The following is a 16,197-nucleotide window of genomic DNA, read 5'->3' as shown; positions in this document are numbered from 1 at the left end:
AAATCAGTTAGCCATGTAGAACAACACAATTCTCTTCCACAAGATCCAATTCCGCCAAGGCGAGCTGCTTCTTGACGAAAGCCCACTTGTTTCATTTCGATTCTTGCCTTAAAAACCTGTGCAAATTCTTTAATTAACTGACGAAAATCGACTCTATCGTCTGCTGTGTAATAAAATATAGCTTTAGATCCATCACCTTGAAACTCAATATCAGAAATTTTCATTTGTAATTTTAAAGCAATAGCAATTTCTCTTGCTTTTACTTTCATTGGCTCTTCTTTATCACGAGCTTCACTCCAAATATCAATGTCTTTTTGAGATGCTTTTCTATATACTTTTAAAATATCAGAGCTAGTATGATTGGCACCTTTTTTCTTCATTTGCACTTTAACTAATTCACCTGTTAAAGTTACAATTCCAACATCATGACCCGGAGCAGCTTCTGTTGCAACTACATCACCAATGCTCAAAGTTAGTTTTTCGGTATTTCTATAAAATTCTTTCCTTCCGTTTTTGAAACGTACTTCAACGCAATCAAAAGGTGCTTCGCCGTTAGGTAAATTCATATTTCCCAACCAGTCAAAAACGGTTAATTTATTGCAGCTATCGGTGCCGCAAGTTCCATTATTTTTACAACCCTTAGGTGCGCCACCATCAGAAGTTGAACAACTTGTACATGCCATAATTATATATGTAGTATCGCAAAAAAGCGACTTATGTTTATAAAACGATTAATTGGTAAAGATAGTATTTTTAAAAAATAAATTCCAATAAAAGAAATTGAAATTCCAATTAAGAAAAATTCCAAATTCCAATACAACTCATGTATTGAAATTTGGAATTTTTAACTGTTATAATTTTAGAAAAATTACTCTAAAATTTTAAATAATTTATCAGATAATCTAACTCTAAAAGGCAAAATGAAAGTCACTTTATCCCCAATTTTTGCAAGCGAATTTTCGTTTCCGTTTACCAACATTCTGTCTAAAATTACTTCTTTGTTTCCTGTTGTTGGACCTGAAATTAAAATTTTATCGCCTCTATTTAATTCGTTATTTTCGATGATAAACAATCCAACTTGTGGTTTTGGATAATAATGTTCGGCTTTACCAACAAGTACTTTTTTTACTTTAATTTTCTGACGGATATCTCTAGGCTTTTCGGCTACAGCCAAAGATTTATCTGAAAGCTCACCTGAATGTTTGAAAAGTAATTTATCTGATTTTCCTTTTCTAAAAATCATGTTACCGTTTTTAACACCACGACGCATTTTTACCTGATCTACCAACGACATGTGAGTGATTTCCTGACATTCTGTAGAACAACAATTTTCCATCGCAACTTTACAATCATCACATTGAATGAATAACAAATGGCAACCTTCGTTTTCACAATTGGTGTGATTATCGCATGGTTTTCCGCATTGATGGCATTGCGAAACGATATCGTCTGTAATTCTTTCGCCAAGTCGATGATCGAAAACAAAATTTTTCCCTATGAATTTACTTTCGATATTTTCTTCCTGAATTTGTTTGGCATAATTGATAATTCCGCCTTCCAATTGAAATACATTTTTAAAACCTTGATGCTTGAAATAAGCCGAAGCTTTCTCACATCGAATTCCACCAGTGCAATACATCACTAAGTTTTTATCTTCTTTAAAATCTTTTAATTGCTCGTTAATTATTGGCAAACTTTCTCTAAAAGTTTCCACATCTGGGGTTATCGCACCTTTAAAATGACCAATTTCACTTTCGTAATGATTTCTAAAATCGACTAAAATAGTATTTGGATCTTCTAATATTTGATTGAATTCCTTGGCTTTTAAATGAACTCCAATATTGGTTACGTCAAATGTTTCGTCTTTCAAACCGTCGGCTACAATTTTATCACGAACTTTTACTGTAAGTTTCAAAAAAGAATGATCGTCTTGTTCAACAGCGACATTCAGGCGAATGCCTCGCATAAAATCATAATTTTCTAAGGTTTCCCGGAAGGCTTCAATATTTTCTGCAGGAACACTCATTTGAGCATTAATTCCTTCTTTGGCAACATACGTTCTGCCAAGAGCATCGAGTTGGTTCCACTGGATGAATAAATCGTCGCGAAATTTTTTGGGGTTTTCAATTTTGGCATACGCATAGAAAGACAACGTAAGACGTTGTTTACCAGCTAAATCAATCAGCTCTTTCCTTTCTTCTGCGCTTAAAGTGTTATACAGTTGCATGCTATAAACGTTTTGGCGGTGCACTTTGGTGCGTTATTACAGAAATATATTTTAAATTCTAAATGGAAGAATTCTAATACAAAGGTAATCTTTTATAAAAAACTCGCAACTGTTTTACCAGTGTGTTTAGTTATTAAATCCAGTCTATTGGGTTTTCTAATACTTTAATTAATCTTTCTTCTTCGCTACCAACTTCTGGATGATGATCGTAAACCCATTGCACATTTGGTGGCAAACTCATCAAAATACTTTCAATTCTTCCGTTGGTTTTTAGTCCGAAAAGCGTGCCTTTGTCGTGAACTAAATTGAATTCAACGTAACGACCGCGACGGATTTCTTGCCAAGTTCGTTGTGCTTCTGTATATGGTAAATCTTTTCTTTTTTCTAAAATTGGAGCATAGGCTTGAAGGAAACTGTTTCCAACTTCGGTTACAAAATTGAACCAATCTTCCATTTTCATGTCTCCGGTTTCCTTGCAATAATCGAAGAATAATCCGCCAAGTCCACGAGCTTCATTTCGGTGTGCGTTCCAAAAGTAAGTATCGCATTGCTTTTTATATTTTGGATAAAATTCTAAATTGTGTTTGTCGCAAGCTGTTTTACAAGTTTGATGAAAATGAATGGCATCTTCTTCAAATAAATAATACGGTGTTAAATCTTGTCCGCCACCAAACCATGAATTTATTACGTTTCCAGCATCATCGTACATTTCAAAATAACGCCAATTGGCATGAACCGTTGGCGCCATTGGATTTCTAGGATGAATCACCAAACTTAATCCGCAAGCGAAAAAATCGGCTTCACCGACGTTGAACATTTTTTGCATTGCTTCAGGTAATTTTCCATGAACTGCCGAAATATTAACACCGCCTTTTTCGATTACTTTTCCGTTTTCTATAACTCGTGTTCTTCCGCCGCCGCCTTCTGGACGTTCCCAAATGTCTTCACGGAATTTGGCTTGACCTTCGACAGCTTCTAATCCGGCAACGATTTGGTCTTGCAGATTTTGTATGTATTGGTAGAATTTATTTTTCATTTATTCCAATTCTTTTTTGTTTTGCAGATAATCGGAAGCGTTTAATTTATTTACAATTTTCTTTCCTGTTTTTGCTTCAATTTCTTTTCGAGTATTACCTGCGATAGTTCCGCCTTGATTGGCTATTTTCTTATTTTGAGCAAATGTTTTTGGCTTCTTTTCTTTGCTGATTTCTGTAGTGGTTGCTTCTGCTAACATATTTAAAACCAATTCAAGATTACTCATGTTATCACGTAAGTTTTCTTTTTTTAATCCTTTGTGATTTTTATATTGTTTAACCGATAAACCACTCCAAGCTTTAGTAATTTCATCAGTTAATATTGCATATTCTTGACCTTTTTTTACACCTCGATTATCCCATTCATCAGTAAGCTCTTTTCTTACCTCAATGCTTTTTAAGCGTTGGTTAACCCATTCTTTAGAATATCCTTTTTTGAGATAAGTTTCCATAAGTCTGTCAAAACCAAGTTCTGGATCTTCAATTTCGTCTATACGTTCTCTACCAACTTGTGCTAACCATAATTTAAAAGGTTCTGCTTTTTTTGATGGAACAGATTGAATTAATCGGAACAATTGTTCGGTATCGGCTACATCGGTTTTGTAAAACTTACCATCTGATGACTGTAATTTCAGTTGTACGATATTATCGTACAACTGACTTCCTTCTAGACTTAATTTCTTTTTTAAATCTGTCCAATATCTTTTTGGTATAGTACTTTCTGTCAAAACTTGAATAACATCAACAATAGAAAAATACCATTTTTCATCATCTTCATTCCAAATAGAACGAATTTGTTTTTGTTCAAATAGTTTTATGGCGGTTTCTTTGGTCATAATTTAATATTGTAAATTTTGTATGTATTGGCAGAATTTATTTTTCATAGCTTACAAATAAAATTTATTGACATATCCTATTACAAAAAAGATAGCAACGTGAGTTAATACTCCAAGTATAAACGCCAACAGTGCTTTTAAATAGTTTACTAATTTTCTCTCTCCGAAAAATTGTCCAATTGCCCAAATTTGATAAATAATAAAAAAGATCGTCAAATTACTAAAAAAAGGTGTCAATTTAACTAACATGATTAATGGCAAAATGACAAGTAATCCTGTGGCTAAAACATAGGACATCACTACAATCATTTCGAAAATATTGTATTTTCTTTTTCTATACAACAACATCAACCAAGGTGCAATACAGAATCCTACAATAATATTGGTGTACGCAATATGACTAATTAACCAATGATCAATGGTTTTTAAATTTACTTTATCTTTTAATGGTTCTATATATCCTACATTCAAGTAAGTATATTTAATATGAAGAAAATGTGTTAACAAAGTGAAAATTAACGATGCAAAAAACAGATAAACGATTGGTTTTACATATTTATTTCTGTTTTCAAATAAATAGGTACGAATTGTTTTTCCTGGTTTTATGATTAGTTGCCAAGCCGTAAAATGAAATCCTTTTTCAAAATGAAGAAGATGCTCAATTTCGTGAACCATATAGTGAAAATCAATTCTTTTTATGTTCTTTGGTTGTCCACATTTTGAACAAAAATCATCTACAACTTGATGGTTACAGTTTTTACAATTTGTCATTTATAATCTGATTTCAATAATCCATAGTAATTAATATCTTCTAAAACTCCTTCGTGATTTTTAAATTCTTCTCGCAAAGTTCCTTCATGAATAAATCCGTTTTTTAATGCAATTTGCTGACTTCCAAAATTAATTTTTGAAGTACAAATAAAAATCTTGTTCATTTTTAATTCATTGAAACAAAAACCAATTACTTCAGAAACTGCTTTTGAAATAATTCCTTTGCCTTCAAAATGGTTGTCAATAAAATAGAATAATTCGCATTTTGAAATGTTATAATCTATTTTTTTAATGCCAATATATCCAATTAAATTATTGGTTTCTATATTTCTAACATAAAAATAGTAACCTGTTCTTTCTATTTCTATTTGGATATTTTTAGTAATGAATTCTCCTGTTGCTTTTAAATCAATACAATTAGAAACTGTTACAGGAAATGTTTTTATAATACGATTTCTGTTATTTTCTATTAAATCAAAAAATTCTTCAAAGCGAATATTTTCTATTTTGTCGAGTTTCCAATTGCTGAATTCCATTTACTTAAGAATTATACTCCTTAACCGCTTCAATAAAAGCCTTGGCATGATCTACTGGAATATTTGGTAAAATTCCGTGACCTAGATTTACTATATAATTGTCTTTTCCGAATTCGTCTATCATTTCGTGAACCATTTTTTTGATGGTTGGAATTGGCGATAATAATCTTGATGGATCAAAATTTCCTTGTAATGTGATTTTTCCGCCTGTTAAATAACGAGCATTTCTTGCTGAACATGTCCAATCTACACCAAGTGCTGATGCTTTACTTTTCGCCATATCGTTCAATGCAAACCAACATCCTTTTCCGAAAACAATAACTTTAGTGTCTTCTGCTAAAGCGTCAACGATTTGGTTGATGTATTTCCAAGAGAATTCTTGATAATCTACAGGCGATAACATTCCGCCCCAAGAATCGAAAATCTGAACGGCGTTGCAACCTGCTTTTACTTTTTCTTTTAAATATAGAATAGTTGTATCTGTGATTTTTTGTAATAATGTATGCGCTGCAATTGGATTTGAAAAACAAAAACCTTTCGCTGTATCAAAACTTTTTGACCCTTTTCCTTCTACACAATAGCAAAAAATGGTCCAAGGCGAACCTGCAAAACCAATAAGCGGCACCTCATCGTTCAACATTTCTTTGGTTAATTTGATGGCATCAAAAACGTAACCCAAAGTTTCATGAACATCGGGAACAATTACTTGATTGACTTGTTCCATTGTACGAATTGGATTTGGAATTATCGGTCCCAAATTGTCTTTCAATTCAACGTGAATTCCCATTGCACGTGGAACTACCAAAATATCAGAAAATAAAATTGCAGCATCTGGTTTTACAATTCTAATAGGTTGCACTGTGATTTCGGCAGCTAATTCTGGAGTTTCGCAACGTGTGAAAAAATCGTATTTGTCACGCAAAGCTCTGAATTCTGGTAAATATCTTCCGGCTTGACGCATCATCCAAACTGGTGGACGTTCTACCGTTTCGTTGTTTAATGCTCTTAAAAATAGGTCGTTTTTGATCATTTTTCTTATGTTTTTTGCCACAAAGGCGCTAAGGCACAAAGGCACAAAGTTTAATTGTTATAATATTCTATTACTTCATAAATTACATTTTCAACTGATGGTTTGTCTGCAATTACGATATTTTTTATTTTATTGTTTTCTAAAGCTTCTGCTGTGGTTTCGCCAATGCAAAAACAGGTTTCGTCTTTTATGGTATTCATTTTAAAATAACTTTCTACTGCAGATGGACTGAAAAATAGAATTCCGTCGAGTTTTTTTGTTATTTTTTTGGATGTTATTTTGGTTTCGTATACTTCTATTTCGTTGAATGTAATTCCGTTTTCTTTTAACGTTTCTGGTAACACATCACGACGTAAATTTCCGCTGAAAAAAGTGAAGGTTTCTTCTGAATAAATTAAGGATATTATTTCTGCCAAATCTGCTGCGTAACCTGTATAAGCTACAACATTAAATCCGTTTTCGGTTAATAAATCTTTGGTTTTCATTCCGATTGAAAAAACATCTTTGCTTTTTAAATCTTCACATTTTGGATGTTGTAAAATACTTTGAACGGCGTTTTGGCTTGTAAAAATTAGATTTTTGTTGATTTTAGACAGCTCAAAATTCTTGATATTGGTTTCGATAAAATCTTCTTCAACAACTGTAAAGTTAGCGTCTAATAATTCTTGCTTTTGATTTGGTAAAAGCTTTTTGGTGGATAATATGTTGATTTGTTTTGTCATTTTTTTCTTTTTAAACCATTAAGGTATTAAGAAAAATTAAGAGTAAAACTTAATGAAACTTAATACCTTAATGGTTCAATTTTATTTCTTCAATTGTTTCTTTATTTCTATCATCAGTTCACTTCCGCCATTATTCAAAATTTCTTGTGCGGCATTGAATCCTAGTTTTTTCCATTCAGAAATGTCAACTAGTTTTTCTATTTCTAGTTTTTGTTTTCCATCAATTGATAGTAAAACTCCTTTAAAATTGATAGTATCTTCCTTTTCGTTATACGTTGCAATAGCTCCAATTGGCGCAGTACATCCACCTTCGAGCGTTTTTAGAAATTGTCTTTCTATATAGGTACAGATTTCGGTTTCAATGTGATTTAATTGTGAAAGTGCATCCAACGTAAATTCGTCTTCATCCATTGCAACAACTAACATTGCGCCTTGTGCTGGTGCAGGAATCATCCAATCGAGATTGATATAATTATCAGGTTTTAAGTTGATTCTTTCTAAACCTGCGGCTGCAAAAACGGCTCCACTCCAATCATTATCCTGCAATTTTTGCATTCTCGTGTTTACATTTCCGCGTAAATCGACCACTTTGTGATTTGGATATTTGTTCCACCACATTGCCTGACGACGCAAACTTCCTGTGGCGATTGTTCCATTATATTCTAAAAAATCTAAGTTGCCTTTGTGAACTAAAATATCTAAAATATTGGCTCTTTCTAAAACTGCTGCTTGCACAATTCCAATTGGAAGCGCCGTTGGAACATCTTTCATAGAATGCACTGCAATATCAACTTGACCGTTAATCATTGCAATGTCTAATGTTTTTGTGAAAATTCCGGTAATTCCTAATTCGTAAAGCGGCTTATCAAGTAGGATATCACCTTGCGATTTTACGGCTATAATTTCGGTTTTGTAACCTAAATCGTTTAATTGTTTTTGAACCGTGTGTGCTTGCCAAAGCGCTAATTCACTATCACGAGTTCCTATACGTATTGTTTTTTCAGACATTTTATTCTTTTTTGAACCATTAAGGAATTAAGGTTCATTAAGGTTTATTGTTGTGAAATTTTATCTTTAAAAAAATGATTTCTCTTGTTCTAACTGAAATACTTTTTCAATCCATTCAATACCTTCGTCCATTGATTCGCCATCTTTTAAATGGTTTACAAAATGATTGGTGATTTTTTGAATGATTCTATTGCTTATTAATTCGGCTTGATGTTCGTCAAAATTAGATAATTTTTTGCGTTGAAAATTCAATTCTCCGTCTTTTATAGAATTTAATTTTTCTTTTAATGCTTGAATTGTTGGTGCAAATTTTCTGTTTTTAGTCCAAGCTATGAATTCTTCTTTTATTTCTTCAATAATTATTTCGGCTGCAGGAATATGTAATTTACGTTTTTCTAACGTTTCATCTGTAATTTGAGACAAATGATCAAGATGAATTAACGTTACACCTTCAACCTCTTTTACATTTTCGTGAACATTTTTTGGAATAGATAAATCTAAAATCAACAAAGGTTTTTTCAGATTTAAAATCGCTTTATCAATAGTAGGATTTTGTGCTCCAGTGGCAACAACTACAACATCGGCTTTTTGAAGTTCCAACTGTAAATCGGCGTAATCTTTAACAATTAAATCCAATTTTTGAGCTAATTTTTCGGCTTTATCTTTAGTACGGTTTATTAAAGTAATATGATCGTGCTTGGTATGTTTTACGAGATTTTCGCAAGTGTTTCTACCAATTTTTCCTGTTCCAAAAAGTAATATGTTTTTATTGGAAATATCGGCTACGTTTTTGATAATATATTGAACAGATGCAAATGAAACCGATGTTGCTCCAGAAGAAATATCGGTATCCGTTTTAATTTTTTTACTAGCTTGAATAACCGAATTCACTAATCTTTCAAGGAAAGAATTTACCATTCCGTTAGATTTACTTTCGTTGAAAGCGATTTTTAACTGGCTAATAATTTCAAAATCCCCAAGAATTTGACTGTCTAAACCTGTTCCAACACGAAACATGTGATTGATTGCTTCTTGATTTTTATAGATATAGGCAACTTCTTGAAATTCTTCAACGCTACCATTACTGTTTTCACAAAGTAATTTTATTAATTGATATGGATGTTGAGCAAAACCATAAATCTCAGTTCTATTACAAGTAGAAGTCACTAGCAATGCTTCAATTCCTTCAGCTTCGGCTTGTATTAACAAAGTTGACTTTGCTTGATTGTCTAAACTAAACTTACCTCTAATAGCGGCGTCTGCTTTTTTATAACTCAAACCTAATGCGTAAAAAGAAGTGTGTTTCGACATATTAAAATTTTCCATATTCTACTTTTCTAAAAAGTTTAACAAAATTATTACTATCTATTTCATAAAAACAACGCTAGAGGGACTTTTTGTATCGCTCTGAGAATTTTTAAACCAAATTCGACTTTATAGCGTTATTTATTATAAATTTGTACTGAAATCAAGTCGTAACAACTATCTTATGTAGATTAATTCTAAATAAGAATTTGACTAGGTTTCAAAATCATATACGAAAAAATATCGCTATGGGTTCTCAAGAAGTAATAACAATTGAAAATGATTTTACCCTAATTCGTTTTCAAAATGATGGAAACGAAAATTTTCATGTGAAAAAGCATGTAAATCAAGGGCTTATTCAATTTCATTTTGGCATTAAAGGAAAAGCAAAATTTGTGTTTAACGAAGGAAATTATGCTTTAGAATTGAAAGATGAGAAGTCATTATTATTCTACAATCCACAAAAAGAGTTGCCTTTGAATTTAGAATTGGCTCCAAATTCTTGGATAATTTCTGTTATAATTTCCATTCAAAAGTTTCACGGTTTGTTTTCTAATGATTCTGAACACATTCCGTTTTTAAGTGATGAAAATAAAGACAAAAAATATTATAAGGAAGGAGATATTAGTCCGTCAATGGCAATTGTATTAAGTCAATTGTTTCACTATAATTTGAATCCGTCCATAAAAAATCTATACTATAAAGGTAAAGGATACGAATTATTGAGTTTGTATTTCAATCGTTCGGAAGATCCAAATGCTGAGCAATGTCCGTTTTTAATTGATGAAGACAATGTTTTGAAAATTAAAAAAGCCAAAGAAATTATCATTTCAAATATGGCTGAACCACCAGGATTGGAAGAACTTTCGGAGCAAGTTGGACTGAGTTTGAAAAAACTAAAAATGGGTTTCAAACAAATTTATGGCGATACGGTTTACGGATTTCTATTTGATTATAAAATGGACTACGCTAGACAATTATTAGATTCTGGTTCGTATAATGTAAACGAAGTTGGGCTAAAAATAGGTTACAGCACCGGAAGTCATTTTATTGCAGCATTTAAGAAAAAATTTGCAACTACACCGAAGAAATATTTGATGTCGATAAATCCAAATACATAACAGCATCAATTTCGTATATCAAACAATCGATAAAAAAAACATAAACATAAATGTAAAAAGTAAGAATCATTTACTTTTACAAAAAAATTAAATTTACTATGAAAGGTGTATTACTTGTAAACTTAGGTTCTCCAGAAAGTCCAACTGCCAAAGATGTTAAGCCGTATTTAGATGAATTTTTAATGGATAAATACGTAATTGACGTTCCGTTTTTATTGCGAGCATTATTAGTTCGAGGTGTTATTTTACAAACGCGACCAAAAAAATCGGCAGAAGCTTATGCTCGAATTTGGACTGACGAAGGTTCGCCTTTAATTGTACTTTCTAAAAAAATGCATCAAAAAGTTCAGCAATTGGTTGATATTCCTGTGGCTTTGGCAATGCGCTATGGAACGAAGACCATTCAAAAAGGTTTACAAGAATTAAAAGACAAAGGCGTAACCGAAGTAATGTTGATGCCTTTATATCCGCAACATGCTATGGCTTCGACAACTACAATTGTGGTTTTGGCAGAAGAATTGCGTCAGAAGTTTTTTCCTGAAATGACTTTTACCAATGTTCCAGCATTTTACAACAAACCCGATTATATTCAGGCATTAGCTAATTCGATGAAAAAGCATTTGGAAGGATTTGATTACGATCATTTGTTGTTTTCGTATCACGGAATTCCGAAACGTCACATTCGTAAAACCGATGTTACCAAATCGCATTGTAAAATGGACAGAACGTGTTGCAATACGCCATCGCCAGCACACGAATTTTGCTACAGTCATCAATGTTATGAAACCACAAAACAAGTTGTAAAATTATTAGGAATTCCAGAAGGAAAATACAGCCAAACATTCCAATCTCGTTTAGCAGGTGACAAATGGTTAACGCCTTACACCGATGTTGAAATCAACAAAATGCCCGAACAAGGAATTAAGAAATTGGCGGTTGTAACTCCAGCATTCGTGTCCGATTGTTTAGAAACTTTAGAAGAAATTGCAATGGAAGCCAACGAACAATTTTTGCATCATGGTGGCGAAGAATTTATGGCAGTTCCTTGTATGAATGATGATGATGAATGGTGTGGCTTTGTAGCAAATTGGATTGAGGATTTTAAGAGAAAATAGAAAAATTGTTTAGCCACGAATTACACAAATTAGCACGAATTAAAGAATTAGTGTAAATTTGTGTAATTCGTGGCAACTTTTATAAAAAAAATGGATATCTACAACTACATAAAATCGCTACACCTAATCTTCGTAATCACTTGGTTTGCGGGTTTGTTTTACATTGTTAGGTTATTTGTATATCAAATTGAAGCCAACGAAAAACCTTCGCCTGAAAGAGAAATTTTACTAAAGCAATACAAAATAATGACGTATCGTTTGTGGTACATTATTTCATGGCCAAGCGCGGTTTTAGCAGTGATTTTTGCACTTTCATTATTGCATTTGAATCCTGCGTTTTTAGAAATGCGTTGGATGCAAGTAAAATTGGGATTTGTAGTTTTATTAATTGCTTATCACATAAAATGTCACCTGATTTTCAAAGAATTACAAAATGATGTTTTCAAATATTCGTCTAATTTTATGCGATTATGGAATGAAGGTGCCACAATTATTTTATTTGCTGTAGTTTTTTTAGTAATTTTAAAAAATGCTTTCAACTGGATTTATGGCGTAATCGGAATCTTTTTGTTTTCGATTATTATTATGTTGGGATTCAAATTTTATAAAAGACTTCGAGAAAAAAACAAGTCATAAATGCTAAACGGTTTCAAAATGTCTATGCTTTCACTTCGAATTAGGATTTTCCTATCGATGATTGTATTGATATTAATTACTTCAATTTTGTTAGCTACAATATCGGTAATTCAGTTTCAAAACGAAGCCAAAAAATACTATCAAGAACGATTAGACAGAAAAGAAGATGCTGTAAAAGAGCACATTAATTATGTTCTTGCCAATTCTACTTATCCATTAACAGAGCGCAATTTGCCTTATATTTTTAAGGATAAAATTCACGAATTGTCAGACATCCACAATGTAGAAATCAATATTTATTCACTTGACGGAAAACTTCTAAAATCGTCTAAAGCTTCGTTTTCTGTAGATAGCATTTCGCCTCCAGTTCCAAAATACATTATAAAACTTGTTCAATCGTCTATTGAAAAACGTTATGTAGATATTAAAAGTGTTGATGGTGTTAAAAATCGATCGTCATTTAGCCAAATAAAAGATGATAAATTTAAACCACTCGGAATTCTGAATTTACCTTATGTAGAAGACGATAGTTTTTATCAAGATGAGATTCAGCAATTTCTTATCAGTCTGAGTCAGGTTTACTTCTTTATGTTGATTATTGCCTTTGCTCTTGCCTACTTTTTATCGTCATATATTACCCAAACTTTAAAAACAATTTCTGATAAAATTAATGAAACAAGTTTAAATCAGAAAAACGAAAAAATCCTTGTTGAAGCCAATAGTAAAGAAATCAATTCGTTGATAAAAGCATACAACGACATGGTTGATAAACTAGAAGAAAGCGCTTCAATGCTGGCACAAAGCGAACGTGAACAAGCTTGGCGCGAAATGGCAAAACAAGTTGCACACGAAATTAAAAATCCGTTAACGCCAATGCGATTGACAGTGCAAAGTTTTCAAAGAAAATTTGATCCTGAAGATCCTAATTTGAAACAAAAATTGGACGATTATACCAAGACATTGATTCAACAAATTGATACTATGAGTTCGGTTGCATCGGCATTTTCTAACTTTGCTTCGATGCCAGCACAACAAAACGAAACTTTAAATGTTGTTGAAGTTGTAGAGTTTTCGTTAGATATTTTCAACGAAGAATACCTACAATTTAAAAGTGATGAAGAGGAAATTATCACCATTATGGACCGAACACAATTGGTTAGAATTATTACTAATTTAGTTAAAAACGCCATTCAAGCAATTCCAGAAAATCAAGCAGAAAAATCTATTATAGTAGAAGTAAAACAAGTAGAAAATAATGTAAACATTTCTGTAAAAGATAACGGAATTGGAATTGAATCAGAAAATATCGAACGTATTTTCGAACCAAAATTTACAACTAAAAATAGCGGAATGGGCTTAGGTTTAGGAATTATCAAAAACATTATTGAAAATTACAAAGGAACTATTATATTTGAAACTGAATTTGGAAAAGGAACAACTTTTATAGTTTCGCTTCCTATAATTGAAAAATAATATAAAAACTATGAACTTCGAAAACATAATTGTTTCAACTGAAAACGGAATTGGACAAATCACCATCAACCGACCATCTAAACTTAATGCTTTAAATGTTTCAACTATTCAAGAATTGCACTATGCTTTTCAATCATTAGACGAAAATCATGAAACCAAAGTTATCATCATCACTGGCGAAGGTGAAAAAGCATTTGTTGCTGGCGCAGATATTTCAGAATTCGCACATTTTTCTGTAGAAGAAGGCGCACAACTAGCACAACAAGGACAAGAATTATTGTTTGATTTTATAGAGAATTTAAAAACTCCAGTAATTGCAGCCGTAAACGGATTTGCACTTGGTGGCGGATTAGAATTGGCAATGGCGTGTCATTTTAGAGTTGCATCCGACAATGCCAAAATGGGTTTGCCAGAAGTTTCTCTTGGAGTAATTCCTGGTTATGGCGGAACGCAACGTTTACCTCAACTAGTAGGAAAAGGTCGCGCTATGGAATTAATTATGACTGCCGGAATGATTGATGCAGAAACTGCAAAAAGCTACGGATTAGTAAATCATGTTGTGCTACAAAGTGAACTATTAGAATTTGTAAAAGGTATTGCATCTAAAATCATGAGAAATTCTCCAGTAGCAATTGGTCAAGCAATTAAAGCTATAAATGCTAATTATAGAGATGGTGTTGACGGATTTAAAACAGAAATTAAAAACTTCGGAAAATGTTTTGGAACAGAAGATTTTAAAGAAGGAACAACCGCATTTTTAGAAAAAAGAAAAGCCCAATTTACTGGGAAATAATAAATTGCAACAAAATTAAACAACCTCTAAACCCTATTCAATGAAAAAACTTTTTACCTGCTTTGCTCTTGCATTGCTTTTACACGTGTCTACATCACAGGCGCAAGAAATTCCTTTTAAGATTCAACAAAGTGATGTTTTTAAAGATGAGTACAAACGCTCTACCATTATGTCTGTAGAAGAAGACGGAAATGGCGGATTAATCATTGTTCGTTCGTTTATGGGCGGAGCTTTTTCAAGTGCATTTGGCTATTATTTTGAACATTATGATTCTAATATGAAGCTCATAAAAGAATTTGAATATGATTCTAAAAGAAGTGGTGTTATGGGAATTATCGTTAACGAAGATCAAGTAAGTATTATCGATTTTACTTATGTAAAGGAACAAAAAGCTTTTGTTTGTAATGCAAATTCTGCAAGTATAAAAGATTTTAATTTTACTAAAAAAGAACTTTTTACACTTCCAAGTGAAGAAGTAAGTGGTTTTTCTTTTTGGGGAAATAGTGGCAGTTATGATGGCGATACTGGAGCTCAAATGATTGTAAATGAAGACAAATCGGCGTTTTCTATTATTGTAGATATTTCTAATAAAACCCAAGAAACACACAAGTTATATTTATTTGACGCTAAGTTAAATCAGAAATTTATTCACGAGTTTAAACGCGATATTAAAGATAAAAAATTTAGATATGAAAACATTGATGTTTCTAAAGATGGAAACACTTTGTATTTATTAGGAAAAGTCTATACTACAGAAAAGAAAAAGAAAAAAGACGGTGGAAAATACCAATATGAACTTTCAAGAATAACTAAGGATGGAATTGCAACTCAAGTTTTTGACACAGAAGAACATTATTCTGGATCACTAAAAACGATTGTTTTTCAAGACCGAGTTACCTGTGTAGGATTTTATTCTGATAGAAATGATTCGCGTTACAAAGGATTAAGCTACTTTGAATTGGATCCAAAAACGTTAGCTATAAAAAAATCTAAATTCAATCCTTTTACCGAGCAATTTATGATTGATAAATATGGAAAAGACAAAGATAAAGAGTTAAGAAACCTTTCTTTTAGAGGAATTTCTATTACCGCATCAGGCGATATTGTTTTTAATGCCGAAGAATTTTATGTGATTACAACAACCATGATGCAACCTGGTGGAGGAATGTCTACAAGAACTACTTATTATTATAATGATATTGTGAGTGCAAAACTAAATGTTCAAGGCGATTTGATTTGGGCTAGAAACATTAACAAACGTCAGTCAACAAGTGGCGATGATTCTTATATTTCATACACGTCAACTATAAAAGGTGATGATACTTTTTTCTTTATAAACACTGGAGAAAAAGTTAAAAAAATAAGTAACGATAGAATTCAATTTGGACAAACAAGCGCAAAACGTTCTAATTTAAATATTATTAGAATTAAACCAAATGGCGATTTTGATTACCAAGAAATTCTTGATGATAAAGACAGCGAAGTTCCATTTATGGTTTCTGATGGTGCTGTCACTAATAATTCTGTTTACTTTATAGGACGAAAAGGAAAGAAAAAACAACTCTTGAAAATTACATTATAACTAAATAT

16 protein-coding genes are annotated in these 16,197 nt (G+C 32.1%); 6 read left to right on the top strand and 10 right to left on the bottom strand.

Annotated elements, in window-relative coordinates:
• The 10 genes from ACH2CG_RS12295 to hemA all read right to left on the bottom strand — a co-directional run.
• Window positions 1–683 (bottom strand): stage 0 sporulation family protein (locus tag ACH2CG_RS12295; protein WP_395065604.1); only part of this gene is annotated, 683 nt, incomplete at its 3' end.
• A gap of 185 nt (window positions 684–868) precedes the next feature.
• Window positions 869–2,227, bottom strand: coding sequence for a rhodanese-related sulfurtransferase (locus ACH2CG_RS12290; protein ID WP_395065602.1), 1,359 nt, complete (start codon window positions 2,225–2,227; stop codon window positions 869–871).
• A gap of 133 nt (window positions 2,228–2,360) precedes the next feature.
• Window positions 2,361–3,263 carry an oxygen-dependent coproporphyrinogen oxidase gene (gene hemF, locus ACH2CG_RS12285; RefSeq protein ID WP_395065600.1) on the bottom strand — a complete coding sequence of 301 codons (903 nt, stop codon included), beginning with the start codon at window positions 3,261–3,263 and terminating at the stop codon, window positions 2,361–2,363.
• The gene (locus tag ACH2CG_RS12280; RefSeq protein ID WP_395065598.1) at window positions 3,264–4,097 is read right to left on the bottom strand and encodes a Bro-N domain-containing protein; all 834 of its coding nucleotides are present in this window, start codon (window positions 4,095–4,097) and stop codon (window positions 3,264–3,266) included.
• Window positions 4,098–4,148: 51 nt separating this feature from the next.
• Window positions 4,149–4,868 (bottom strand): DUF3667 domain-containing protein, encoded by a 720-nt coding sequence (locus tag ACH2CG_RS12275; RefSeq protein WP_395065596.1) that lies wholly within the window; start codon window positions 4,866–4,868, stop codon window positions 4,149–4,151.
• A complete protein-coding gene (locus ACH2CG_RS12270; protein ID WP_395065594.1) occupies window positions 4,865–5,404 on the bottom strand; it encodes a GNAT family N-acetyltransferase in 540 nt (179 codons plus the stop codon). The genes ACH2CG_RS12275 and ACH2CG_RS12270 overlap by 4 nt, the downstream gene beginning before the upstream one ends.
• Before the next feature lie 4 nt (window positions 5,405–5,408).
• The gene (gene hemE, locus ACH2CG_RS12265; protein ID WP_395065592.1) at window positions 5,409–6,434 is read right to left on the bottom strand and encodes a uroporphyrinogen decarboxylase; all 1,026 of its coding nucleotides are present in this window, start codon (window positions 6,432–6,434) and stop codon (window positions 5,409–5,411) included.
• Window positions 6,435–6,484: 50 nt separating this feature from the next.
• A complete protein-coding gene (locus ACH2CG_RS12260; protein WP_395065590.1) occupies window positions 6,485–7,156 on the bottom strand; it encodes a uroporphyrinogen-III synthase in 672 nt (223 codons plus the stop codon).
• A gap of 81 nt (window positions 7,157–7,237) precedes the next feature.
• Window positions 7,238–8,164 carry a hydroxymethylbilane synthase gene (hemC, locus tag ACH2CG_RS12255; protein ID WP_395065588.1) on the bottom strand — a complete coding sequence of 309 codons (927 nt, stop codon included), beginning with the start codon at window positions 8,162–8,164 and terminating at the stop codon, window positions 7,238–7,240.
• Window positions 8,165–8,230: 66 nt separating this feature from the next.
• Complete coding sequence (gene hemA, locus ACH2CG_RS12250; RefSeq protein ID WP_395065586.1) at window positions 8,231–9,490, bottom strand: glutamyl-tRNA reductase; 1,260 nt, start codon at window positions 9,488–9,490, stop codon at window positions 8,231–8,233.
• Window positions 9,491–9,717: 227 nt separating this feature from the next.
• On the opposite strand from hemA, the gene ACH2CG_RS12245 reads away from it, so the two are divergent.
• The 6 genes from ACH2CG_RS12245 to ACH2CG_RS12220 all read left to right on the top strand — a co-directional run bounded on the left by ACH2CG_RS12245 (window position 9,718) and on the right by ACH2CG_RS12220 (window position 16,189).
• Window positions 9,718–10,590, top strand: coding sequence for a helix-turn-helix transcriptional regulator (locus ACH2CG_RS12245; RefSeq protein ID WP_395065584.1), 873 nt, complete (start codon window positions 9,718–9,720; stop codon window positions 10,588–10,590).
• A 98-nt stretch (window positions 10,591–10,688) separates the two neighbouring features.
• Entirely contained in the window at window positions 10,689–11,705 is a 1,017-nt protein-coding gene (hemH, locus tag ACH2CG_RS12240; RefSeq protein WP_395065582.1) for a ferrochelatase, read from the top strand.
• 90 nt (window positions 11,706–11,795) lie between these two features.
• On the top strand, window positions 11,796–12,341 hold the full coding sequence (locus tag ACH2CG_RS12235; protein ID WP_395065580.1) for a CopD family protein: 546 nt from the start codon (window positions 11,796–11,798) through the stop codon (window positions 12,339–12,341).
• Window positions 12,342–13,814: a sensor histidine kinase gene (locus tag ACH2CG_RS12230; protein WP_395065578.1), complete on the top strand. Its 1,473-nt coding sequence runs from the start codon at window positions 12,342–12,344 to the stop codon at window positions 13,812–13,814.
• A gap of 10 nt (window positions 13,815–13,824) precedes the next feature.
• Window positions 13,825–14,607 carry an enoyl-CoA hydratase/isomerase family protein gene (locus ACH2CG_RS12225; RefSeq protein ID WP_395065576.1) on the top strand — a complete coding sequence of 261 codons (783 nt, stop codon included), beginning with the start codon at window positions 13,825–13,827 and terminating at the stop codon, window positions 14,605–14,607.
• Between the two features lie 40 nt (window positions 14,608–14,647).
• Window positions 14,648–16,189 carry a hypothetical protein gene (locus tag ACH2CG_RS12220; RefSeq protein WP_395065574.1) on the top strand — a complete coding sequence of 514 codons (1,542 nt, stop codon included), beginning with the start codon at window positions 14,648–14,650 and terminating at the stop codon, window positions 16,187–16,189.
• The last annotated feature ends 8 nt before the right edge of the window (window positions 16,190–16,197 follow it).

This window comes from Flavobacterium sp., assembly GCF_043778725.1.
GTDB lineage: Bacteria > Bacteroidota > Bacteroidia > Flavobacteriales > Flavobacteriaceae > Flavobacterium.
Note: the sequence above shows the minus strand (reverse complement) of the source record. Positions and strands in the feature narration are given on the sequence as shown.